This window comes from Acinetobacter sp. AL9 (genome assembly GCF_041464035.1).
GTDB lineage: Bacteria > Pseudomonadota > Gammaproteobacteria > Pseudomonadales > Moraxellaceae > Acinetobacter > Acinetobacter towneri.
On the sequence record NZ_JAYFSK010000126.1, the window covers coordinates 1 to 1,382 of the forward strand.

2 protein-coding genes are annotated in these 1,382 nt (G+C 41.4%); one reads left to right on the top strand and one right to left on the bottom strand.

Features of this window, described 5'->3' with window-relative positions; all coding sequences use genetic code 11:
* Positions 1-94, top strand: a 94-nt coding sequence (locus ACEO2X_RS13825) for a transposase domain-containing protein (protein ID WP_136143756.1), incomplete at its 5' end; no start/stop codon positions are given.
* A gap of 255 nt (positions 95-349) precedes the next feature.
* Here the strand turns inward: ACEO2X_RS13825 and map are convergent.
* Entirely contained in the window at positions 350-1,144 is a 795-nt protein-coding gene (map, locus tag ACEO2X_RS13830) for a type I methionyl aminopeptidase (protein ID WP_179995686.1), read from the bottom strand.
* Positions 1,145-1,382 lie beyond the last annotated feature (238 nt).

The window sequence follows — 1,382 nt, forward strand, 5'->3', positions numbered from 1 at the left end:
CTATTTAAGTGATGTGCTGAAAAGGCTGCCGACGCATAAAGCGACCCAAATAGAAGAATTACTGCCACATCGCTGGAAATCCAACTCAAATTAAAAAATAGGCATGGGGTTCAGCGGACGCTTACGCACATAGGATCTTTTGATTTCAGATACGAAACAGCAAAAAAAAAGCTTATCTAAGACAGATAAGCTTTGAAAACTACAATCTAAAATAAGAAAGCTAAAACAAAGAAACTACAGCAAGTATCTTTGACTTCAATTATAGCGATTGTTCATTTTTTAACAAATAGTTTAAAACTAAAGTCTAAGATGTTTTATCTATCAGTCTTAACCTGAAAGCATTCGTGCATTAAATTTCAGGATAACTCCCCGTACCTTCTGGCCACGGCGATAACACTTCAAAGCCTGTATCAGTCACAGCAACCATGTGTTCCCATTGTGCAGAAAGTGATTTATCTGTCGTCACCACCGTCCAGCCATCTTTCAGTTCTTTCACACGCGCTTTGCCCGCATTCACCATTGGCTCAATGGTAAATACCATGCCTTTTTTAACCACCAAGCCTTGTCCAGGCTGACCATAATGCAGCACACTTGGTTGTTCGTGATACACCTGCCCAATACCATGTCCGCAATATTCACGCACAATGCTAAACCCTTCACGATGCGCCACACTTTGAATGGCATAGCCAATATCGCCCAAAGTCGCGCCCGGTTTCACCGCATGAATCCCTGCGCGCATCGCCTCATAAGTGGTATCGACCAGTTTTTTCGCTTCTGGTTTCACCTGACCCACATAGTACATACGACTGGTATCACCATAAAAACCATCTTTAATCACTGCCACATCAATATTAATAATGTCGCCATCTTTTAAAATGGTTTTGGATGATGGAATACCATGACAGACCACTTCATTGGGTGAAATACAGGTGGTTTTGGTATAACCGTGATAGCCCACATTGGCAGGAATGACTTTTAAGGTATTTACAATATAATCGTGACACAAATCATCTAAGTATTCTGTCGTGACTCCGGGTTTGACATGCTCGCCAATCATCTGCAACACCTGAGCAGCCAAACGCCCCGAAATGCGTAATTTCTCAATATCTTGCTCTGATTTAATGCTGACTTTAAGGGCGCGCATGATGAACTCCTGACCTGAAGCCTGAGATTATAGCCGTTATTTAAAACCTACTCAAACCTACTCAATGTGGGTTTGATGTTTAATTCCTACTTCACCATCAAGAACCTAAAACATTTGCTTTAGGGATTACCTCAATTCCATAGGCTGTCACGGTGTAACTCACCGCCTTAATCACCACTTATGCAGTGATTAAATCTTTATCCGCATATCGCAGGATATTAATTGATGCATTAACATC

Bases quoted from the DNA above. Each gene is read 5' to 3' on its own strand.
- map (WP_179995686.1), bottom strand. From the start codon at position 1,144: ATGCGCGCCCTTAAAGTCAGCATTAAATCAGAGCAAGATATTGAGAAA.